This is a genomic window from uncultured Rhodospira sp., from assembly GCF_937138205.1.
Taxonomy (GTDB): Bacteria; Pseudomonadota; Alphaproteobacteria; order Rhodospirillales; family Rhodospirillaceae; genus Rhodospira.
On record NZ_CAKZOT010000036.1, the window covers coordinates 1 to 20,882 of the forward strand.

At 66.1% G+C, this 20,882-nt stretch carries 25 protein-coding genes and 1 pseudogene; 17 read left to right on the forward strand and 9 right to left on the reverse strand.

Annotated elements, in window-relative coordinates; genetic code table 11:
• The first annotated feature begins 262 nt into the window (after positions 1-262).
• From Q0309_RS03890 to Q0309_RS03910, 5 genes are all read left to right on the forward strand, one after another.
• Positions 263-1,480: a hypothetical protein gene (locus tag Q0309_RS03890; RefSeq protein ID WP_299437655.1), complete on the forward strand. Its 1,218-nt coding sequence runs from the start codon at positions 263-265 to the stop codon at positions 1,478-1,480.
• 450 nt (positions 1,481-1,930) lie between these two features.
• Positions 1,931-2,299, forward strand: a complete 369-nt coding sequence (locus tag Q0309_RS03895; RefSeq protein ID WP_299437657.1) for a hypothetical protein — start codon at positions 1,931-1,933, stop codon at positions 2,297-2,299.
• Positions 2,292-3,797, forward strand: coding sequence for a phage terminase large subunit (gene terL, locus Q0309_RS03900; RefSeq protein ID WP_299437659.1), 1,506 nt, complete (start codon positions 2,292-2,294; stop codon positions 3,795-3,797). The genes Q0309_RS03895 and terL overlap by 8 nt, the downstream gene beginning before the upstream one ends.
• Positions 3,798-3,830: 33 nt before the next feature.
• On the forward strand, positions 3,831-5,171 hold the full coding sequence (locus Q0309_RS03905; RefSeq protein WP_299437661.1) for a hypothetical protein: 1,341 nt from the start codon (positions 3,831-3,833) through the stop codon (positions 5,169-5,171).
• 17 nt (positions 5,172-5,188) lie between these two features.
• Complete coding sequence (locus Q0309_RS03910) at positions 5,189-5,479, forward strand: hypothetical protein (RefSeq protein WP_299437663.1); 291 nt, start codon at positions 5,189-5,191, stop codon at positions 5,477-5,479.
• Here the strand turns inward: Q0309_RS03910 and Q0309_RS03915 are convergent.
• Positions 5,442-5,813, reverse strand: coding sequence for a hypothetical protein (locus Q0309_RS03915; RefSeq protein WP_299437665.1), 372 nt, complete (start codon positions 5,811-5,813; stop codon positions 5,442-5,444). The genes Q0309_RS03910 and Q0309_RS03915 overlap by 38 nt on opposite strands.
• 799 nt (positions 5,814-6,612) lie before the next feature.
• Here Q0309_RS03915 and Q0309_RS03920 point away from each other — a divergent pair.
• The 7 genes from Q0309_RS03920 to Q0309_RS03950 all read left to right on the forward strand — a co-directional run bounded on the left by Q0309_RS03920 (position 6,613) and on the right by Q0309_RS03950 (position 10,077).
• A complete protein-coding gene (locus Q0309_RS03920; protein WP_299437667.1) occupies positions 6,613-6,939 on the forward strand; it encodes a hypothetical protein in 327 nt (108 codons plus the stop codon).
• 80 nt (positions 6,940-7,019) lie between these two features.
• Complete coding sequence (locus Q0309_RS03925) at positions 7,020-7,325, forward strand: hypothetical protein (RefSeq protein ID WP_299437669.1); 306 nt, start codon at positions 7,020-7,022, stop codon at positions 7,323-7,325.
• Between the two features lie 139 nt (positions 7,326-7,464).
• Entirely contained in the window at positions 7,465-8,238 is a 774-nt protein-coding gene (locus Q0309_RS03930; RefSeq protein WP_299437671.1) for an N-acetylmuramoyl-L-alanine amidase, read from the forward strand.
• A gap of 132 nt (positions 8,239-8,370) precedes the next feature.
• Positions 8,371-8,766 (forward strand): type II toxin-antitoxin system RelE/ParE family toxin, encoded by a 396-nt coding sequence (locus Q0309_RS03935; RefSeq protein WP_299437673.1) that lies wholly within the window; start codon positions 8,371-8,373, stop codon positions 8,764-8,766.
• A gap of 4 nt (positions 8,767-8,770) precedes the next feature.
• Positions 8,771-9,142, forward strand: coding sequence for a helix-turn-helix transcriptional regulator (locus tag Q0309_RS03940; protein WP_299437675.1), 372 nt, complete (start codon positions 8,771-8,773; stop codon positions 9,140-9,142).
• Entirely contained in the window at positions 9,117-9,674 is a 558-nt protein-coding gene (locus Q0309_RS03945; protein ID WP_299437677.1) for a hypothetical protein, read from the forward strand. Before Q0309_RS03940 ends, Q0309_RS03945 begins: the two co-directional genes overlap by 26 nt.
• A gap of 103 nt (positions 9,675-9,777) precedes the next feature.
• Positions 9,778-10,077 carry a hypothetical protein gene (locus Q0309_RS03950; RefSeq protein ID WP_299437679.1) on the forward strand — a complete coding sequence of 100 codons (300 nt, stop codon included), beginning with the start codon at positions 9,778-9,780 and terminating at the stop codon, positions 10,075-10,077.
• Positions 10,078-10,333: 256 nt separating this feature from the next.
• Here Q0309_RS03950 and atpF read toward each other — a convergent pair whose 3' ends face one another.
• From atpF to Q0309_RS03975, 5 genes are all read right to left on the reverse strand, one after another.
• On the reverse strand, positions 10,334-10,891 hold the full coding sequence (atpF, locus tag Q0309_RS03955; RefSeq protein WP_366940560.1) for a F0F1 ATP synthase subunit B: 558 nt from the start codon (positions 10,889-10,891) through the stop codon (positions 10,334-10,336).
• Entirely contained in the window at positions 10,888-11,379 is a 492-nt protein-coding gene (locus Q0309_RS03960; RefSeq protein ID WP_299437683.1) for a F0F1 ATP synthase subunit B', read from the reverse strand. The genes atpF and Q0309_RS03960 overlap by 4 nt, the downstream gene beginning before the upstream one ends.
• Before the next feature lie 178 nt (positions 11,380-11,557).
• Positions 11,558-11,782: an ATP synthase subunit C family protein gene (locus tag Q0309_RS03965; protein ID WP_150061594.1), complete on the reverse strand. Its 225-nt coding sequence runs from the start codon at positions 11,780-11,782 to the stop codon at positions 11,558-11,560.
• 97 nt (positions 11,783-11,879) lie between these two features.
• The gene (locus Q0309_RS03970; protein ID WP_299437690.1) at positions 11,880-12,605 is read right to left on the reverse strand and encodes a F0F1 ATP synthase subunit A; all 726 of its coding nucleotides are present in this window, start codon (positions 12,603-12,605) and stop codon (positions 11,880-11,882) included.
• A gap of 40 nt (positions 12,606-12,645) precedes the next feature.
• Entirely contained in the window at positions 12,646-13,062 is a 417-nt protein-coding gene (locus Q0309_RS03975; RefSeq protein WP_299437692.1) for an AtpZ/AtpI family protein, read from the reverse strand.
• Between the two features lie 273 nt (positions 13,063-13,335).
• Here Q0309_RS03975 and Q0309_RS03980 point away from each other — a divergent pair, with 273 nt between their 5' ends.
• Positions 13,336-14,592: a 6-phosphofructokinase gene (locus Q0309_RS03980; protein ID WP_299437694.1), complete on the forward strand. Its 1,257-nt coding sequence runs from the start codon at positions 13,336-13,338 to the stop codon at positions 14,590-14,592.
• A 61-nt stretch (positions 14,593-14,653) separates the two neighbouring features.
• Here Q0309_RS03980 and Q0309_RS03985 read toward each other — a convergent pair whose 3' ends face one another.
• Together Q0309_RS03985 and Q0309_RS03990 are read right to left on the reverse strand one after the other, a co-directional pair.
• Positions 14,654-15,631: a UDP-glucuronic acid decarboxylase family protein gene (locus tag Q0309_RS03985; RefSeq protein WP_299437696.1), complete on the reverse strand. Its 978-nt coding sequence runs from the start codon at positions 15,629-15,631 to the stop codon at positions 14,654-14,656.
• Between the two features lie 156 nt (positions 15,632-15,787).
• The gene (locus Q0309_RS03990; protein WP_299437698.1) at positions 15,788-16,750 is read right to left on the reverse strand and encodes a hypothetical protein; all 963 of its coding nucleotides are present in this window, start codon (positions 16,748-16,750) and stop codon (positions 15,788-15,790) included.
• 485 nt (positions 16,751-17,235) lie between these two features.
• Between Q0309_RS03990 and sdhC the strand changes: the two genes are divergently transcribed.
• The 4 genes from sdhC (at position 17,236) to Q0309_RS04010 (ending at position 20,697) form a co-directional block, all read left to right on the forward strand.
• Entirely contained in the window at positions 17,236-17,637 is a 402-nt protein-coding gene (gene sdhC / locus Q0309_RS03995) for a succinate dehydrogenase, cytochrome b556 subunit (RefSeq protein WP_299437699.1), read from the forward strand.
• A gap of 20 nt (positions 17,638-17,657) precedes the next feature.
• Entirely contained in the window at positions 17,658-18,059 is a 402-nt protein-coding gene (sdhD, locus tag Q0309_RS04000) for a succinate dehydrogenase, hydrophobic membrane anchor protein (RefSeq protein WP_299437701.1), read from the forward strand.
• Between the two features lie 8 nt (positions 18,060-18,067).
• Positions 18,068-19,852, forward strand: a complete 1,785-nt coding sequence (gene sdhA / locus Q0309_RS04005) for a succinate dehydrogenase flavoprotein subunit (RefSeq protein ID WP_299437703.1) — start codon at positions 18,068-18,070, stop codon at positions 19,850-19,852.
• Between the two features lie 62 nt (positions 19,853-19,914).
• Entirely contained in the window at positions 19,915-20,697 is a 783-nt protein-coding gene (locus tag Q0309_RS04010) for a succinate dehydrogenase iron-sulfur subunit (RefSeq protein WP_299437705.1), read from the forward strand.
• Positions 20,698-20,700: 3 nt separating this feature from the next.
• Here the strand turns inward: Q0309_RS04010 and Q0309_RS04015 are convergent.
• A pseudogene (locus Q0309_RS04015) lies at positions 20,701-20,882 on the reverse strand (Fic family protein); the annotation flags it as partial.

Below are 20,882 nucleotides of genomic sequence, written 5' to 3' on the forward strand. Positions count from 1 at the left end.
CCAAGACATCAAGCTGATCGGCACGGCGGCCGATGGCACCGTGTACACGGCCGGCGCGCCCCTGATCTACGCGAACCAAACCACCGAATGGACCTGCCCGGCTGGGCTGTGGTCCGAGATTTGGGCGGAGGATGCGTGATGGCGGCCGCGTCCTGCCATCCCCATCGATAGGCCCCACACCCACCCATGACCAACGCGGCATCGATCCGCGCGCCGCGACGCGCGCGGCTGGCGCTTGTGCCTGTTCGTGACGGAGCCCCCCATGACCATCATCTACCCCACCCTTCCCCTGCTGGCCCGCCCCGAGGTGACTCCGTCCGCGCTGGCGGTCACCCGCACGTCAGCGGCCCGACGCGTCAATGCACTCGGCCGGGTCGAAACCGTCGCGGCGAATGTCTTGCGTCACGACTACGCGCCCGACACGGGCGCCTACCGGGGCTGGCTCGTGGAAGAAGCCCGCAGCAATCTCTTTCTCTACACCGAAACGTTGACGGACGCCCTGTGGAAGACCGATGCCGCCAGCGTCGCGGCCGGCGCCGTGACCGCCCCGGAGGAGACAGGGACCGCCTTCACCCTGACCGAGAACGCGGCCACCGCCATCCACACCCTGTACCAGGAAGACCTGTCCTTCACCGCCAGCCAGGACTACGCCCTGTCGGTGTTCGCGAAAAGCAACGGGCGCGAGCGCCTGCAGATCGTGCTGCCGTCGACCGCCTTCGGCGCGGTGCAGTCGGCCGTGTTCAACCTCGTCGCCGGCACCATCGACGCCACCGAGGGCAGCGCCGTCCCCGTCCTGGAGGCCCTGGCCGACGGCTGGTACCGCTGTGCCATCACCGCCACCGCCGCCAGCACCACGCCGCTGGCGCCCGTGCATTTCCGCCTGCGCGACACCACGGGATTCTCGACCTATGATGGCGACGGCAGCAGCGGCGTGCACCTGTGGGGACCGCAACTGGAAGCCGGCAGCGGCGCCACCAGCTACATCGCCACCACGTCGGCCCCTGCCAACAGGCCCGCCGACCAGGTGAACCTGTCCCTGGGCGCATGGCCGTTCAATCCGTTCGAAGGGACGGTCCTGGTGCGCGGGGCCGTGCCTGGCGGACAGAGCGCCACCCTGGCCAGCCTGCACGATGGCACATCGGACAACCGCCTGTCCGTGACGCTGGATACCGCCGGCGGCGGCAGCGCCAGCGTCACCGTGGTTGCGGGCGGCGCCACGGTGGCCTCCCTGACCGACAGTGGCGTGACCGGCGGCGCCGAGGCCCGGTGCGCCGCCGCGTTCGCCGCCGACGACTTCGCCCTGGTGCTGAACGGCTCGGCCGAGGTCACCGACACCGGCGGCGCGGTTCCGTCAGGCCTGACCACGCTCACCCTGGGCGGCACGGCGGACGGCACGGTCGGTCCGCGCTGTTGGATCCGGCAGGTCGGCGTGTTCCCCCGCCGCCTGTCCGAGGCGGACCTGCAGACGATCACGGTGTGAGCCTCGCGAACACCGTCTGGAGATCAGTCGTAGGGTGCGTCTGGAGGCGGCGACGCCGCCGACGACGCACCAGGTGGCCGCGACGGCCGCGAGGCGGTGCGTCGTCCGCCGCGTTCGCGGCGGTCAGACGCACCCTACGAGCTGGACGGGACAAGACCCCACCCCAACCCTCCCCATTACATCTATCATATTCACACTTGTTTCCGCCGAAGCGGCGGCTCTTCGCTCGCGCGGTGATGTGACTCGTCATTGCGAACCCTCGTCGCAAGACGAGGGTGAAGCAATCCAGAGCGTAAAGCGCAGATATCCGCTCTGGATTGCCCAATTGTTGATTTTTGGGCTTCGCTCCTCGCAATGACGAAAAAAAGTAATGATGTGTGAATCTGATAGCCGAAGGGGGGAGGAGACGGCCAGCGCCCACCAGCCCGGAACGGATCAAACGGACTTCGTATGATCCAATTGAACCGGCTTTTGGAGATCAGCATGACCACCACCGCCACCACCGCAGCCGACCTGTCGGCCGCGCGCGAGCGCCTGCGCGCCTCGCTGCCGGAGACCCTGCACCGGGCGCTGGACGCCTACGACGCCTTCGCCGCCCGCCCAGTTCCGGACGATGCAAAGGAGTTCGGCGCCTGGCAAAGCGGCTGCAAGGCCGTGCTGGCGCATATCGACCTCCTTCTCAAGCTGGCCGGGCGGGTCGGGCTCGACCTGTCCGGCGCGGTCGACGACCAACCGGATGCTCTGGCCGACCTGCTGGCCCGCGCCCGCGCCGCCGTCGGCGAGGGCGCCGAAGACGAGGATGACGCCCCGGATGACTGAGCCGCGCCTGTCGTTCTCTGAGTTCCTGTGGATCTGGAACCATGTCCAGGAGCGCGACACCCCCGCCCATCACCTGCGCATGGCCCGCTGGCTGGAGCGGCGTTGGGACGAGCGCGACCGGGGTTGCCTGCTGATGGCCTTTCGCGGCTCGGGCAAGTCCACCGTGGTCGGCCTGTTCTGCGCCTGGCTGCTGGCCGGCTGGCCGGACACGCGCATTCTCGTTCTGGCGGCCGAGCACGCGCTGGCCACGCGCATGGTCCGCAACGTCAAGCGCATCCTGGAGCGCCACCCGGCCACCCCCGACCTGAAGCCACCGCGCGCCGACCAGTGGGCGGCCGATCAGTTCACCGTCGTCCGCCCGACCGAGAGCCGCGATCCCTCCATGATCGCGCGCGGGGTCACCGGCAACATCACCGGCAGCCGCGCCGACGTGATCATCTGCGACGACGTCGAGGTGCCCAACACCGCCGACACCGTCGTCAAGCGCGCCACCCTGCGGGCGCGCCTGTCCGAGTTGGATTATGTGCTCACCCCGGGCGGCGTGCAGGTCTACGTCGGCACGCCGCACGCGCACCACTCCATCTACGCCGCCGAGGCGCGGCCGGAGGCGGGCGAGACGCGGCCGTTCCTGCACGGCTTTCCGCGCCTGGAGATCCCCCTGCTCGACGCGGACGGCGAAAGCGCCTGGCCCGACAAGTTCACGGCGGCGACGATCGCCCAAGTCCGCCGCCACCAGGGGCCGAACAAGTTCGCCAGCCAGATGCAGCTGCGGCCGGTGAACATCGCCGACAGCCGGCTCGATCCCGACCGCCTGCGCGTCTATGACGATGACCTCAGCTATGCAGAGGTGCGCGGCCGGCCGGTGCTGCGCCTGGGCGACCGACGCCTGGTCTCCGCCGCGTGCTGGTGGGACCCGGCGCTGGGCGACCCGGCCCGGGGCGGCGACGGCTCGGTACTGGCGGCCCTGTTCACCGCCGAGGACGGCACCTACTGGCTGCACCGGGTGGCGTACCTGACGGCCTCGTCGGGGGAGAACGCGCCGGACGACGCCGCGTCCGCCCTGTGCCGGCAGGTCGCCGCGATCCTGGAGGACCTCCACCTGCCCGCCGTGACGGTGGAGACCAACGGCATCGGCCGCTTCCTGCCCGGGCTGCTGCGCAAGGTGTTGCGCGAACAGGGCGTCGCGGCGGCGGTGGTCGAGCACGTCTCCACCCGCGCCAAGGAACGCCGCATCGTTGACGCCTTTGATCCCGTGCTGGCCGAACGCGCGCTGTGGGCGCACCGCTCGGTCTGGGAGTCGCCGTTCATCGCCGAAATGCGCGAGTGGCGCCCGCTGGGCGGCGGCCGCGACGACGGCCTGGACGCGGTCGCCGGGTGTCTGGCCAGCGAACCGGTGCGCCTGGGGCGCGGGACGGGGCCGCGCGGCGTGTCGCGCGCCGGCGACTGGCGCCCAGGGGCCGGTCAGTTCGATGCCGCCGATGACACGTGGAGCCCGTGAGGGGCTGAGTCCCAACGCCAAGGAGAATGACCCATGGGTGGATCCGAGAATACGGCGCCGGCCGGAACGATCCCGGCCGGCCGAACCCCGGCTGCGACGCCCGCGTGGACCCCGCCGGCGCGGTTCCAGAATCCGGACCTGCTCGAACGGGCACTCCAGCCGAGGTCCAGTCCGGACGCCGCCGCGAACGCGGCAAGGATGACACATTTCCCGCGCGAGCCGGCCATTCCGGACGGCGCGATGGAACGGGTCATCAAGGGTGCGGCGGAAACAGCGTTGTCCATTCTCCCGGGGTCCGGAGAAGCCATGAGTCTTGAAGACTACTTCGACTCCATGGCGGCGGTGAACCGGGCGGACGGGTGGGCCAAGGTGCCGCACTCCGCACACGCGGCCACGGCGCTGATCGGCGCGATTCCCGTGCTGGGAACGGTCGCGCGCGGGGCGAAAAAGGCCGGCCAGGCGGCCGAGTCCCTGGTCGACGCACTGACCCGCGCCGACGACGTGGTTGCGCAACCCATACGGAATGCGGGCATCGGAGACCCCGGAAACTTGCTTGAAGCACGGTCTCCTGTTACAAGTCATATGCGGCGGATCGATGATGTCCCCGCCCGCCCGATCGAGGCGGACTATCCGAAGGGAGTGCCGGCGGATGGCTCAGGAACTCTCAGAGAAAGCATTGAAGGCACGCCTCTTACGGCGCCGTTTATCGCCGGAAGAAGAAGCGCAACCGGACTGGATCAAGCGCTGCAACCCGAAGACGTGGTCACAGTCGGAGAGGGACTCATTGGCCGCAGAACGGAGGCTGTGCCGAGCCGCGCGCTCCCGCGGGGAGCTCTTGGTGCGTATATCACGCGCCCGGGAATAGATGGCCCGGAACGCTACATTCAGGTTCATGACAGACTTGAAGGGGTCCATCGGGACAACGTCATTGCCCACGAGGTCGGTCATGCGATTGATGACATCGCTCAGGAGCGCACGGGAATTCCCCTGACCGGATCCGTCCGCCAATTCAACGCCCTCTATCATGTGCAAAACGACTCCGGGGCCTGGACGTCCGTGGCGGACCCCGCGTATCGGCAGACCCGCCCGGAGCACCTGGGGTACCGGCGAGACGACGCCCGTGCCGAGAAGGTGGCCGAAGGCATCCGCCTGTACATGCAGAACCCCGCCTACATGAAGGAGCATTTCCCCAACGCGGCGCGCCGCATCCGCGAACACGTCAACGCGAACCCAAGACTGAACCACATCATCCAGTTCAACGAGTTCGGTGTGCCCCTCGGGGTGGTCGGTCTTGGGGCTTCCGGCTACGCCCTGCGTGGTCGCACCTCCGAGGATGAGGACGACAACGAACCCCGACGCTGGGACTGGCGATAGGACGGACCGTCGAACCCATGGCCGGTGACATGATCGTCCACAAGAACCCGACCCCGGACCAGATCGGCGAACTCCTGCGGGATCCCGACGGGGGCGGTGCCGTGGCTCTTCTTGAGGATGGCCATGGCGATTGGTGGGCGTGGCGCCGCGAGAACGCCCCGCCCCACCTCATCATGTCACACGACCTGGAGGAGGCCTCGGGAGCCGTATTCCCTCAGGGCCAACCTCTCAACCGCCACGTCGCCCACGGTGTCGACGAGGCAATGCAGATCATGCGCGATCGCGGGGTTTATAGGCGACGCCGCTAGTCAGGCACGCGCCCCCACGCCTGTTCCGGTACACGATCAGGGCGGCGTCGCTGCCGGGCGGCCCCATGAATGCGATACATAAGGGGACGATGATCGGTTCACGAGTCCCCGGCCAGTATTCGATGTCCTCGACGGGCTGGTTCGTGTCCGTAGACCAGTCGAAGGGCAAGACACGAACGCTGTAGGTTCCTGGCGGCAAGGTCGCGGCGGCTTCCTCAATGGTTCGCGCATCGACAATGGCGGCCACGGCACGATCACGGACAAATCCAAAGCGCAAAATGCCGGTGCCGTTGTAAGGGGTGCCCCATCGGCGGGCGAGGGGATGAAGCGACATGCGGGCCTCATTGTCCAGACCCTTTACTATACCACAACCCTCGGCCAAACGTACCCCGTAAGAGTGCATATCCTGCGCGAGCGCGGGGTTTATAGGCGACGCCGCTCGCAAGGCCGGCGCCTCCAAGCCTGTCGCGGGGAAACGACCGGATGGGATTGACCCGGCGCCCTCAGGAGCGCGCAAAACGCCGGGGAGGTGCTAGAGTCAGTAAGCGACGGACCGTGCGAAACTCCCAAAAGGCACGACGCGACCCCGGGGCGTTTAACAAACGCAAAAAAACAACCCGGAGATTGCTTTTTTTCGGAGTCGGCTGTTACAAGTGAACTGCGCTGGGTTAGCGAGAACGCAGTCGAATATGGGTGCCACCAAACCACACGCATCAAAGTCAGAGCCCAAATAAAGCCATCACTTTTCGGGACCAGGGACATGGCAAAAGATTTTAAAATATCAGAAGCCGCGCGCTCTGGCAGAATTTTCTCGTGCACTGTTGAATCAGAGATTTTTTATTTCCGAAACAAATATTCGGCAAGACTGCTGAAGAGGCGCGCGCAAACGCCATTTCGTTTGCTTCCCGATTCCATGTTCCTGGCTCCAGCTGGGCCATTGCCGGCGGAGCTGCAGCGAGGGTTTTGCCAGGAGCGGCTGGCGCGGCCGCAATTGATGGTCCCCTGCCGATGGGAGACTTTGTGGGAATCATCCTGGTTGTCGGCGCCGCCGCCTTGGCGCTTGCAACATCGTCCAAACTGAGCGAGGAAGACGAGAAGGCGTGTGAGGAACAATATAAACGTGATATTGAAATATGCCGCAGACACGGGAGTGCCGCTTGTTACGCACAGGCGGCAAATCGGTACGCGAATTGTTTGGCCGGCAAGGCGAAGCCGCCTCTAACGTTTTGAGGCCCTTTATGATAGTGCGGTACGAGTTTGGTGGTCAGACCTGTGTTTCGCGTATTGGTCAACCTGTTTCGTCGGGTTGGCCGAACGAGTTCATGGTAACGGTGCAAACAGAAGGATCCGAGAAAACCCGGGAGATTTATGGGAATTCCGAGGCCAATGCCACGGACAATGCCATGACGTTTCTTCGCTCCCTGGCCGACGACGAGAGCATCGTCATCCTAGACGACTGACGGCCGCGCGCCGGCCGGTCCACCGAGGACGAGGAAGACCGCGCAACCATGGAATAGCGATAGGGCGGACCGTCAAACCCATGGCCGGTGACATGATCGTCCACAAGAACCCGACCCCGGACCAGATCGGCGAACGCCTGCGGGATCCCGACGGGGGCGGTGCCGTGGCTCTTCTTGAGGATGGCGACGGAATCTGGTGGGCGTGGCGGCGGAAGAACGCGCCCGAGCACTTCTTCATGTCGGTGGACCTGGAGGAGGAGTACGGCGCCTATTTCCCGTACGCGAAACCCCTGAACCGCAGGTCGGCGAAAAGCATCGACGAAGCCATGACGATCATGCGCGATCGCGCCGTCCATGGGCGGGCCGTCCATGGGCGGCGCGACTGACAGCGCAAAAATTCCGAGGCCGTTTCAATTCCCGGCCCCTCCCCCACATCCATTGTGTATCCTGGCCAAGGGCCGGCGCGCTCCACACGGATCGGTGCGGGGCGGACGCCGGCCGCGCCCTGAACCAAAGGGGGATCCCATGAAAAAACTCGCCATCGTGGTGGGGCATACCCGCCGCCGCGCGGGCGCCTATGCGGGCGCGCCGATCGATCAGAGCGAATACGACTGGAACACGGACCTCGCCCAGCGCATGAAGGCGCACGCCGCGCAGACGCACGCCGAGGCGCTGGCGGTCGAGATCTTCACCCGCGACAAGGGCGGCGTCGCCGGTGCCTACCGCCGGGTTCGGGACTGGGGCGCCGACGCCGCCATGGAGCTGCACTTCAACGCCGCCGGCCCGCGCGCCACCGGCACGGAAACGCTCTACCTGAAGGCCGTCTCGGCCGGCTTCGCCGAAGCCATCCAGGACGCCACACTGGACGTCCTCGGCCTGCGCGATCGGGGCTTCAAGACACCGCAGGAGGCCAGCGGCGGACGCGGCACGGCCAACCTGTCGCAAATGGGCGCCAAGCCCTCGATCCTGACCGAGCCGTTCTTCGGCTCCAACGCCAGTGACCGCGCCACCGCCCAGGCCCGCAAGCAGGCCCTGGCCGAAGCACAGATCGACACCGCGTGCCAGTATCTCAACGCCCTGTACGAGGATGACGACGAGGCGGACGACCAGGCCACCGTCTCGGCCAGCACCCTGAACGTGCGCGGCGGCCCGAGCGTCGAGTACGACAAGCTCTCGTGGGGGCCGCTGCCCGACGGCACCGTGCTGCGCGTGCTGGAGCGCGGCGCCGTCTGGTGGAAGGTCTGCCAACCCGATACCCCCAGCCGCGTCGGCTACGTCCACAGCGGGTTCGTGGTGTAGGGGGCGGCGCCCAGCCAACGCCATGGGTTTTCTATGACGAACGGTACAGTGTATGTTTGTGGGGCGTGTCGCCGCTATCGCCCCTTGGGGGTTGACTCGCTTCCGATACCCTATTAACTCCTGAGTTAACGTATGTTCGTCAAACGTGTCGTTGGTGAGGTCGCCACTGTTTATGCCGTCTGCACGGAACGCGGCCGATGCAACCTGGAGGCGTTTCTGTCGAAGGCCCATGAGGGCGGCCACACCAAGCAGGTTGACGGCATCATGGCCGTCCTTAAGCGCTACGCGCGCGAACCACAGCAGCACCTCTCGACGCAGGTCCGCCGCAAGATCATGAGCGCCAAAGGCCTTTGGGAGCTTCGACGGAACGATGTGCGCCTCCTTTGTTTTGATGGCCCCGACAGGAGCATCATCGTCTCTCATGCGTTCTGGAAGAAGGGTCAGGACACGCCAACGCGCGAGATCGAGAAGGCCACGCGAAACCGCGAGGCCTACCTGCGGGACGGGCTCAAGGTTTGGGAAGGATAATCCGATGAGCACTGGTTTTTTCGAAACGTATGCCGCAACGGCCAAGGACAGCCCCTCATATCAAGCCGCGCGTCTTTCGCTGGACTTCACGGAATCGCTGGCCACGCGGATGGACGCGTTGCGCATGACCCGCGCCGATCTGGCCCGCGCCATCGGCAAGAGCCCGGCCTATGTCTCCAAGATCCTCAACGGTGACACCAACTTCACCCTGGAAACCATGGCCGCCCTGGCGCTGGCCGTCGACGGCGAGATCAACCTGAGGCTCTGCGGGCGCGATGATCGGGTGATGTGGGTGGCGCATTCGAAAGCTGGAAACGCGGGGCAGCGGGCCGTGGGTATCGGGAGCGACGATGAAGCGTACACCCTTGCAGCTTGAGGCATCCTGGTTGGATGCCATCACTCTTTGCCCATCAGAGACGGCGAGCGAGGTCAGCTCTGAAACAGGCGGGGACGGCGAGGCCAAAGACGGTCCGGTCGAGGATGGGGCTCCGGACGCCGCAAGCCCTGACGACCTGGAACTCGATTTCGACATGAGTATATCGTTCCACGCGGAAGACCCGGATCTCTTTCGCCTGTCCTTGCGCGTCGACAGCAAGGATGAGCCGTCCCGCTGCCCCTACCACCTGTTCGTCGTCATGACGGGCCAGTTCAGGATTGCCGAGGACTACGGCGACCCAATCCAACGCAGCCGGCTGATCAGCAACACCGCGCCGTCGATGCTGTTCGGTGCGATCCGTGAACAGGTTCTCACGCTGACCGGGCGGAGCGCGGCCGGCCCTTGGATGTTGCCGGCCGTGATGTTCCCCATTCGCGAAGACATTCTGCGGAGTGATGTGGCAGACGGCCCGACACAGAAGGGGTCGAGCGCAAGCCAAAAGGTGAAGACGAAGAAGAAAGAGAAAAAGTGACTAGATGAAGCGCAAAAGCCCTTAAGCACACCAACGACGACGTACACATTGCGATCACGCGGGACCCTCCTCTGGGTCCCGTTTTTTTTTGGAGGAGTCCGTTATGCCGATCGAGGACAGCCTTTTCATGTGGATCGCGGCGGTCGAGATGCCCGTCCTCGGTGCCCTGTTCTGGCTGGTCTGGCGCAACCGACGCGACGCCGACCAGCAGTTGGCCGAAGCCCGCCAGCGCGCCGAGATCGGCCTGTCCCAGGCGCGGGAGGCGCTGGCCGCGCACAAGCTGGACGTGGCGCGCACCTACGCGTCCATGGCCACGCTGAAGGACGTCGAGGCGCGCCTGACCGCCCACCTGCTGCGCATCGAGACCAAGCTGGACGAAACCCGCGCCCGCGCGGCGGAGTGAACCGCCCCGGGTTTGCCGGAGGCTGGTTGGTGTGAGTCCTACGCCGCGCGCAGGGTGCGAGGGTCGAGGATCTCCCTCGCGGTGTCCGTGTCGTGGATGAGGCAGGACGTCGGACGTAGGGCGCATTCGACCGCCGCCACGCGGCAGGCAGTGCACCGCCTGATCGAACCCGGCGGATTGCCCCCCGCCGCGCGGGGCGATACCGCCGACGGCCCCCGGCTCGACACCGGGTAGAATGGCCAATCCCGAAACCGCCTCAGTGCAGGCGGCGGGGCAGGTCGTCGATGGCGGCGTCGACCAGGGCCGCCTGGTGGCGATCGTCCATGCGCTCGGCGATGATGCGTTCGGCGGCGGCCACCGCCACGGTGACCATCTGCGCGCGGACCTCGCGCACGGCCTGGGCCTCGGCCTGGGCGATACGCTCCTCGGCCTGACGCTCGCGGCGGCCGATGGACTCTTCCAGGTCGTCCTTGGCCTGGCGGCGCAGGCGATCCGCCTCGACGCGGGCGTGTTCGACGATCTCGTCGGCCGTTTGCATCGCCTCTTTGTGCTTCTGCTCGTATTCGGCGAGCATTCCCTGCGCCTCTTCGCGCAGGGTGCGGGCTTCGTCGAGCTTGGCACGGATGCGCTCGGCGCGGGAATCCAGCGCCCGCACCACGGTGCCACCGAACTTGACGATGACGAAGCCGACCACGATGACGAAGGCGACCAGCACCCAGGTCTCGGCATGGCTGAAAAAGCCGCCGGCGGCGTGGTCCGCCGCGTGCTCCGCGCCCTGCGTGGCGGCCGGTGCTGCAATGGCCTCAAACATCAGCGTGCCTCCTGCATCACGGCGTCCACCGACGCGCGGGCGGCCGATGCATCCACCGATTCTCCGAGAAGCTTGGCGGTCAGGGCGACGGTCACATCGGCGGCCACGTCGCGCACCCGCTCCAGTTCCTGGGCGCAGTCGGCGGCGATGCGCGCCTCGGCCTCATCGACGCGCTGGGAAAGGCCCTCGGAGACCTCACGCATCCGCGCGTCGGTCTCGCGGGCGATCTCGTCGCTGGTCTCGCGCAACAGGGCCTGGGCCTTGCCGCGCGCCTCGGCCAGGGCGGCCTCGTAGCTTTCGATGGCGGCGTCGGTGCGCGCCTTCAGGTCCGAGGCCTTGGCGAGATCCTCGTCGATGGTGCGCTGCCGGTTCTCCATGACGCCACCGAGGCTGGGCATCACCATCTTGATGACCACCTGGTACAAAAGCGCGAAGAACACCACCAGCCAGAACAGCTGCGAGGCGAAACTGGAGGGATCGAACTGCGGCATCCTGGAGGACTCCCGATCGTGCTGACGGTCCATCGGGCGTGCGCGCGACGGACGGCGCGGACGCAAGCGATCATCGGCGCCGCCCGCGCGGCCGCCCCACGGGGAGCGGGCGGAGCGGGACGGGCGCCCAAACGGCGCCGGCCCCGCCCCGAGACGGACGGTCGCCGCGACGCGGACCTTAGCTGAACAGGACGATCAGCGCGACCACCAGGGCGAACAGCGCGATGGCCTCGGTGACCGCGAAGCCGATCCAGCCATACAGCTCGACGTTGGCTTTGGCGGCCGGGTTGCGGCCCACGGTGGCGATCAGGTTGGCCCAGATGTTGCCCACACCGATACCCGACCCGATCATGCCGATGGCGGCCAGACCGGCACCAATCATCTTCGCGGCTTCAGCTTCCATGTTCCCAGGTTCCCTTGGTTAAGACGGAGAGGAAGAAGACCGGCGGCGCCCGCCGGCACGCGGGACCACGCGGGCCACGATCGGCCCGGTCCGGTCGTTAGTGCATGTGGATGGCATCGTTCAGGTAGATGCACGTAAGGATGACGAACACATACGCCTGCAGGGCGGCGATGAAAAACTCCAGCACCGTGATGCCGACCACGGCGGCCAGCGGCACGATACCACCCAGGAGCCCCAGAGATACCACGAACCCGGCCAGCACCTTCAGCATGATGTGGCCGACCGTCATGTTGGCGAACAGTCGGACGGACAGGCTGAACGGGCGCGACAGGTACGAGATGATCTCGATGGGGATCAGAATCGGCGCGGTGGCGATGGGAGCGCCGTGCGGGAAGAACATCCGCAGGTAGCCAATGCCGTGGCGTATGAACCCGATGATGGTGACGGCAACGAAAATGAACAGGGCCAGCGCGCCCGTCACCACGATATGCGACGTGAAGGTGAAGTTGCCGGGCACCATGCCCAGCAGGTTGCCGAAGAACACGAACAGGAACAGCGTCAGGATGAAGGGGAAATATCGCATCCCTTCTTTGCCGACGTTGTCGCGGATCATGTTGGCGACGAACTCGTACATCATCTCCGCCAGCGACTGCATCCGCCCGGGCACCAGCGACAGGCGCCGCGTGCCGGCGTAAAACAGCGCGGCCGAGAGACCGACGGCGAAGGCCATGGCCAGCGAGGAGTTGGTGAAGGACAGGTCGACGATGCCCAGGTCAAGGGGCACGATCGGCTCGATCTGAAACTGCTTGACAGGATCCGCCACGGTCTTGGTTCCTCACACGCTGGTTTCTTGAAACCTGTCTTCAGCCCCGGTCGGGGCCTTCATCACCTTTATCGTTCGGCGCGGTCCCCGTGCCCGGTGTGCCGGCCGCGTCGCGGCGCCGTTTCGCCTCGATGGCCCGGCCCAGCCCGACGCTGTCGTCCAACCCCTGCACCACCCGGTAGACGTTGCTGACACCAGCCGCCCCACCCAGGAACAGGAACACGATCATCAACCACGGCGCCGTGCCCAGCCACGCGTCGAGCATATAGCCGATCCCGGCGCCGACCGCCACGGTCACGACCAGCTCGACGCTGATGCGCATCCCCAGGCCCATGCCCGCGCCCCGCGCGGGAGCGTCGTCGTCCGGGCCTCTGCCCGTCTTGTCCGGTCCACGGGCGGCGCGGATGCGCTGCTCCAGGTCGTCGAGCGCGGAACGCCGGTCGCGATCGTCGGCCACGAAACCCCGCCTCTCGCAAAAAAAACCAACCCTCTCCGCGCCGTCGGGGCCGCGGCGGGGGCCGGAAGCGCGGGCACCATAGGGGGAGGGTCATGGCCTGTCAAGTACGCCAAAACGGCGCGCTGGAGGCGCATTTTTGGGCCGTTTGGCGGAGCCTTCGGGTCCGCGCGCGGTTGCGCATCCGCCGCCGGGGGCGCAGGATAGGCGCTGTCGTGCCGGCCCGCCCGGTCGGTGCTGAAAACCGTTCAATAATCCAGAGAGGAGGGTACGGCCATGACCGATGGCAAGGTGTTGGTGGCGCAAGGGGGTGGGCCGACGGCCGTCATCAACCAATCGCTCGTCGGCGCGGTCCTGGAATCGCGGAAGTTCCGCAATGTCGAGCGGGTCTACGGCGCTTACCACGGCGTGCGCGGCATCGTGAACGAGGACTTCCTGGACTTGACCCAGGAGACCACGCATAACCTGGAGATGGTGGCTGACACGCCCTCCTCGGCCCTCGGCACGACGCGGGACAAGCCGGACCTGGAGTACTGCAAGGAGATCTTCCGCGTCCTGCAGGCGCATGAGATCAGCTTCTTCTTTTACGTCGGCGGCAATGATTCGTCCGACACGGTTCGCATCGTCTCGGAGGAGGCGCGGAAAGCCGACTACGATCTGTCCTGCATCCATATTCCGAAGACGATCGACAACGATCTGGTCATCAACGACCACACGCCGGGGTTTCCGTCCGCCGCCCGCTTCGTGGCGCAGGCGTTCATGGGCGTGAACCTGGACAACTGGGCGCTGCCGGGGGTCTACATCGGCGTCGTCATGGGACGCCACGCGGGTTTTCTGACCGCCGCGTCGGCGTTGGGCAAGAAATTCTCTGAGGACGGCCCGCATTTGATCTACATGCCGGAGCGGGACTTTGAAATCGACCGCTTCGTCAGCGAGGTGAAGGCGGTGCATGACCGTCTGGGCCGCTGTGTGGTGGCCGTCAGCGAGGGGATCCACGACGACTCTGGCAACCCTATCATCGTCCAACTCGCCAAGGAGGTGGAGAAGGACGCGCACGGCAACGTCCAGCTCTCCGGAACGGGGGCGCTGGCCGACCTGCTGGTGCAGGTCATCAAGGACAAGGCCGGCATCAAGCGGGTGCGCGGCGACACCCTGGGCTACCTGCAACGGTCCTTCGTTGGCTGTGTGTCCGACGTGGACCAGCGCGAGGCCCGCGAGGTGGGCGAGAAAGCGGTGCAGTACGCCATGTGGGGCGCCAAGGCCGGGTCGGTCACCATCCACCGCACCGGCTTTTATTCGGTCGACTATCAGTTGTCCGACCTGGCGGCCGTGGCCGGCAAGACGCGCGTCATGCCCGACGAGTTCATCGCCGACACCAACAACGACATCACCGACGCCTTCCGCCTATACCTTCGCCCCTTGCTGGGACGCGGGATGCCCGACGCTTTCCGGCTGCGGTCCAGCAACTTCGTCGACCGCGTGCTGCACAAGGAAAAGCCCTGGACCAACGCCCCCTGGTCCACGGCACTGTAAGTCCGAGGCGCGTTGAGATCGGTCTTCGCGCGCCGTGACCCGCCCGGCGGATGAGGCATCCTCATCCGCCCCCTGGCGGCGGGTGGGCCTCGCCCGAGTCCAGCACCGCGCGGAAATAGGCGATGGTGGCCGCGAGGCCATCCTCCAGGGCCACCTTGGGCGCCCAGTCCAGCGTGGTGCGGGCGGCGCTGATGTCCGGCTGGCGCTGGCGCGGGTCGTCGCCAGGGAGCGGTCGGTGGACGATGCGCGATCGGCTCCCGGTCAGGCGGAGGACCAACTCCGCCAGCTCCAAGATCGAGACCTCGGCGGGGTTGCCCAGGTTGAGCGGGCCGGTCACTGAATCCGGCGTGTCCATCAGGCGCACCACCGCGTCGATCAGGTCGTCGACGTAGCAGAACGAGCGGGTCTGCCGGCCGTCGCCATAGATCGCGATGTCCTCGCCGCGCAGCGCCTGCAGAATGAAGTTCGAGACCACGCGCCCGTCGTTGGGATGCATCCGCGGCCCATACGTGTTGAATATCCGCGCCACCTTGATGCGCAGGCCGTGTTGCCGGTGATAGTCGAAGAACAGGGTCTCGGCGCACCGCTTGCCCTCGTCGTAGCACGAGCGCGGGCCGATGGGGTTGACGTGGCCCCAGTAGGTCTCGGGCTGGGGATGCACCCGCGGGTCGCCGTACACCTCGGACGTCGAGGCCTGGAAGATCGTGGCCCGGCAGCGCTTGGCCAGCCCCAGCATGTTGATGGCGCCGTGCACGCTGGTCTTGACGGTCTGCACCGGGTCGTTCTGGTAGTGGATCGGAGAGGCTGGGCAGGCCAAGTTATAGATCTGGTCCACCTCGACATAGAGGGGAAACGTCACGTCGTGGCGCAGCACCTCGAACCGGGGATTGCCCAGCAGCGGCGCGATGGTCCGGCGCCGGCCGGTGTAGAAGTTGTCGACGCAGATGACGTCGTGACCCTCGGCCAGCAGGCGCTCGCACAGATGGGATCCGAGGAACCCGGCGCCCCCCGACACCAGGGTTCGTGTTTCAGGTCTCATGGGTGTTCCGTTCGTTCTTGCTTGATCCGCGTTAAGTCCCGAGCGGGTGAGGTGGCGGAAGACTCCGTGACCCACTCCCGGCGGTCAAGGACCGAAGGGGCGCGGGACCTGGAGGCCATGGCCCGATTGATGTGAGCGGCCAGCGGCTGGCGTCATTTACCTTTCGTCCGGGATGGGCTTCTTGTTGAGAAGATCGTGAATCTCGGTTCGGGTACAGGCCAGCCAGTGGGTGCTGCCGCACATCCACTCCATCATCTGGCAAAGGCGCAGGACATCGTCGCGCAAAGGGCGGTGAAAAATAGGTTCATGATGGAAGATTCTATTGCGCAACGTGCGAACGTGCTCAGCGGAGTCGTAGATGTAGGCTCGATCAACATATGACGGAATATTCGGAAAAGCGACATGTAGGTATTTTTTCCAAGGGGATAGTGCGTATGAATCTGTCAGAAGTGAGTTCCATGTCTCTAGGTTCATTCGCGACAGAACCCAATCATGTTGGACTTGCCCATTTATTTCAAAAGGAAAATCTGTGGCCAGCGTATCTTTGAGTGGTGATAGTTTATTTCCGTAGTTGTCTCTGGCCTTTCTTCTTGCAGCTTTTATTGCGCTTTTCGCATACTTCTGCATTGTGGGGACTCGCTCGGGATAGAGGAGCCAGTCTTCGCCATATGCCGTCCTGAAGGCAGCATCCACGGCATTCCGGAACGCGATTTCGTAGAGACCTAACGGCCAGTAAAAAGCCTGTGATATCAATAGGTTCCACCTGTACAAGCGGAAGGCGAGCTGCGTATCGTTGTTGGCGGCGCGCCGATACCGTGCGAAACGCCGCGATGAAATACGCGTTTCAAGATCGGCCAGCGCGGTCGGTAGAAGCGAGAAATCCTCTTGAATATCACTCATAGTGCGCTTAAACTTGTCGTGTGAGCTTCGGGACGTGATCACTGCCGGATCAGCACATCCCCCGAGGACGTTTGAGGACGCTTTTTCAAGCACATCTCCGTTTTGGAGAACCGGGGCCGGCGGGAAACCGTCGGCCCCACCTTTATTGGCCCCACCTTTGTTTGAATGCATCGCGATGCGAAGCGACCGCAATAGCGCGCCATTCTTGCAGCGGTCCACCTCGACGGCATCGTAGAGCCTTCCCACAATACGAGCACTGCGACGGATTAACACAAAGGGCGCGCGCGCGATAGCGCGCAGAGGTCCCGGTTCCTCTTGATCGCCGTCTGTTCGCGCGTGCCGATGGTCCCGCCTTACCCGAAGGCTCGGCTTGGAACGCCATCGAACGTGCCTTCCCCCCTGTGCGCTGCCGCAGGATGTTGTGCGCCGCACATTGACTCGGCTTCGTCCGAGGGGCTAAACATCATGACGTTCCGGTGACCACCCGTGGTGCCGTGAGGAGTCTGTCCGGCCGGCCTCTGTGCTGTTCGTGCCGGGCTGCCGTACTCCAGACCGCCGCCGCCCGTGCCCCCCTTCTGAGACGACCGGCGCCACACAGTGGCGACACGGGCCGCCCGGAACAGCCGGCGCGGTCGAGGGCGGCCGTGTTCTTGCCGAGTTTCGCGGCGCCCACGGGCGCGCGCCCATCCGACGAGGCCCTTGCCATGCCAACCCCCGACCGGCCGCTGTCTCCGCATCTTCAGGTCTACAAGCTGCACACCAAGATCGCGCCGCTGTTGTCCATCGCCCACCGCCTGACCGGGGTGGCGCTGGCCTTCCTGGGCACGCTGTTCCTGATCTACTGGGTGGGGGCCGCCGCCTATGGCCCGGAGGCCTTCGCCACGGCGCAGGCCGTGTTCTCCTCGCCGCTGGGGCTTCTGATGCTGTTCGGCTGGACGGTGGTGCTGTTCTACCACCTGGCCAATGGCGTGCGGCATCTGGTCTGGGATACCGGCCTGGAGCTGTCGAACGAGGGGGTCCGGCGCACCGCCTGGGTCATGCTGGGCAGCGTGCTGGGCCTGACGGTGCTGGCCTGGGTGGTCGGCTTGATCGTCTTGGCGCTGTAGGGCAGGGAGGAAAGCACACCATGGACACCAAATCGCGCTCCATGCAGTCGGCCCTGGGACGCGCGCGCGGCCTGGGCTCGGCCAAGGCGGACGCCGCCGGGCACTGGTCGGCCCAGCGCATCACCGCCGTCGCCCTGGTGCCTCTGGCCCTGTGGTTCGTCTTCGCCGCCGTCATCGGCAACATCGACGCCGATCACGCGGCGTTCCGCGCCTGGATCGCGCAGCCGATCAACGCCACGCTGATGATGCTGTTCATCTTCACGTCCTTTCACCACGGCGCCCTGGGCATGATCGTGGTGCTGGAAGACTATGTGCACGCCCCCGGCGCCAAGCACATCACCATCATGCTGGCGAAGATGGCCGCCGCCGCCGGCGGCCTGTTCTGCGCCATCTGCGTGCTCACCCTGGCCCTTGGAGGTTGAGAAGGCCCATGGCATCCCCGGAGATCATCGACCACGACTATGACGTCGTCGTCGTCGGCGCCGGCGGCGCCGGCCTGCGCGCCACCTTCGGCGCCGTGGCCGAGGGCCTGAAGACCGCCTGCCTGACCAAGGTCTTCCCCACCCGCTCCCATACCGTGGCCGCCCAGGGCGGCGTCGGCGCGGCGCTCGGCAACATGGCCGAGGACCGTTGGGAGTGGCACATGTACGATACCGTCAAGGGCTCCGACTGGCTGGGCGACCAGGACGCCATCGAGTACATGTGCCGCGAGGCCATCCCGGCCGTCTACGAGCTGGAGCACTTCGGCGTGCCGTTCTCGCGCACCACCGAGGGGCGCATCTACCAGCGCCCGTTCGGCGGCCACATGCGCAATTTCGGCGAGGCGCCGGTGCAACGCGCCTGCGCCGCCGCCGACCGCACCGGCCACGCCATCCTGCACACGCTCTATCAGCAGTCGCTGAAGTACAAGGCGCAGTTCTTCATCGAGTACTTCACCCTCGACCTGCTCATGCAGGACGGCGCCTGCCGGGGCGTGATCGCCTGGAACCTGGACGACGGCACCCTGCACCGTTTCCGCGCCCACGCCACCATCCTGGCCACCGGCGGCTATGGGCGGGCGTATTTCTCCTGTACCTCGGCGCACACCTGCACCGGCGATGGCAACGCCATGGTCGCCCGTGCCGGCCTGCCCTTGCAGGACATGGAGTTCGTGCAGTTCCACCCCACCGGCATTTACGGCGCCGGCTGCCTGATCACCGAGGGCGCGCGCGGCGAGGGCGGGTACCTGACCAATTCCGAGGGCGAGCGCTTCATGGAGCGCTACGCCCCGACCGCCAAGGACCTCGCCAGCCGCGACGTGGTCAGCCGCGCCATGACCATGGAAATCCGCGAGGGCCGGGGTGTGGGCAAGGCCAACGACCACATCTTCCTGCACCTGGAGCACCTGGGCGCCGACGTACTCCATTCCCGCCTGCCGGGCATCACCGAGACGGCCCGCGTCTTCTCCGGCGTCGACGCCACGCGCGATCCGATCCCGGTGCTGCCGACCGTGCACTACAACATGGGCGGCATCCCCACGAACTACATGGGCGAGGTCATCAACCCGACCGCCGACGACCCGGACGCCGTGGTCCCGGGCCTGATGGCCGTGGGCGAGTGCGCGTCGGTGTCCGTGCACGGCGCCAACCGGCTGGGCACCAACTCGCTGCTCGACCTGGTGGTGTTCGGCCGCGCCGCCGCCAAGCGTTGCGCCCGCCTGATCACGCCGGACACGCCGCACGCGCCCCTGGCCGAGGACGCCGGCGAGCCGTCGGTGGCCATGCTGGAGCGGCTGCGCACCGCCAAAGGCTCGCGTCCGACGGCCGACATCCGCCTGGACCTGCAAAAGGCCATGCAGGCCGACGCCGCCGTGTTCCGCACCGCCGAGTCGCTGGCGCACGGCTGCCAGAGTGTCGACGCCATCGCCGAGACGGTGGCCGACATCAAGCTGGCCGACCGCTCGATGGTCTTCAACACCGACCTGGTCGAGGCGCTGGAGCTGGAAAACCTGATCATCAACGCCAAGGCCACCATCCAAAGCGCCCGGGCGCGCACGGAAAGCCGGGGCGCCCACGCCCGCGAGGACTATCCGGAGCGCGACGACGACTCCTGGATGAAACATTCGCTCGCCTGGGTGGACGAGGCGGGCAAGGTGCGGCTGGACGACCGCCCGGTGCACACCTACACGCTGACCAAGGACGTGGAGTACATTGCGCCGCAAAAGCGGGTGTATTGACGGCGTATGGCCGGAGGCTCTCCGATCAGATCTTGATGACGCATTAACCAAGGATCGACGTCATGGTGGAGTTCGCGCTTCCCCCCAACTCCCGCATCAAGCCCGGCAAGACGTGGCCGGCGTCAAAGGGGGCGACCAACGTCAAGGCTTTCCGCATCTACCGGTGGGATCCGGACAAAGGCGGCAACCCCACCCTGGACACGTTCCACGTCGACCTGGACGACTGCGGGCCGATGGTCCTGGACGCGTTGATCAAGATCAAGAACGAGGTCGACCCGACCCTGACCTTCCGCCGCTCCTGCCGCGAGGGCATCTGCGGCTCGTGCGCCATGAACATCGACACCGACAACACGCTGGCCTGCCTGAAGCCGATTCATGAGATCAAGGGGTCGGTGGACATCTACCCGCTGCCGCATATGGCGGTGGTCAAGGACCTGGTGCCGGACCTGACGCACGTCTACGCCCAGTACGAGATGATCCAGCCGTGGATCAAGACCGACACCCCGGCCCCCACCAGCGGCGAGCGCCTGCAAAGCCCCGAGGAACGGGCCAAGCTGGACGGCCTGTGGGAATGCGTGCTGTGCTTCTGCTGCTCGACGGCCTGCCCCAGCTACTGGTGGAACGCCGAGCGCTATCTCGGTCCGGCCATCCTGCTGCAGGCGGCGCGCTGGGTGTTCGACAGCCGCGACGAGGCCACCGGCGAGCGCCTGGACATGCTGGACGACCCGTTCCGCATGTACCGCTGCCACACGATCATGAACTGCACCGCCACCTGTCCGAAGGGGCTGAACCCCGGCAAGGCCATCGCCGACCTAAAGATCGCCATGTTCGAGCGGGCGGTGTGAGCGTCAGCGCGGGATTGGTTCGGTGCCCTCATTGAGGATGTCGAGATAGCGCTCGTACACGAACACGCGGCCGCGTTTTCGGCCCGACACTTCGTGCACGATGCCGAGACCGCCGAGGGTATCCAACGCTTTCGAAACCGTCGGCTGCGACAGGTTCAGGTTTTGCGCGGCCTCGGGAATCCGGA